The organism is Pseudotabrizicola sp. L79, assembly GCF_036553525.1.
Classification (GTDB): domain Bacteria; phylum Pseudomonadota; class Alphaproteobacteria; order Rhodobacterales; family Rhodobacteraceae; genus Pseudotabrizicola.
Window position 1 is genome coordinate 1 of the sequence record NZ_JAZHDA010000043.1, and the last position, 348, is coordinate 348.

At 74.7% G+C, this 348-nt stretch carries 1 protein-coding gene; it reads left to right on the top strand.

The window, feature by feature from the left end:
• A partial coding sequence (locus V3C85_RS04475; RefSeq protein WP_331793888.1) for a hypothetical protein occupies window positions 1–348 on the top strand: 348 nt, incomplete at both ends.

Genomic DNA, 348 nt, shown 5'->3' on the forward strand with positions numbered 1-348 from the left:
CACAGGCGGGGGTGACACGGGCACGGGCGGCTGTGACACGGGCACAGGCGGTGGCGATTCCGGCACTGGGGGCGGTGATACCGGCACAGGCGGTGGTGACACGGGCACAGGCGGCGGTGATACCGGCACAGGCGGGGGTGACACGGGCACGGGCGGCGGTGACACGGGCACAGGAGGGGGCGAGACCGGCACGGGAGGCGGAGATCACGGCACAGGCGGTCGGGAAACGGGCCCGGGCGGCGGGGATACCGGCACAGGTGGCGGTGACACGGGCACGGGCGGTGGCGATACCGGCACGGGTGGCGGTGACACGGGAACAGGTGGCGGTGACACGGGCACGGGCGGTGG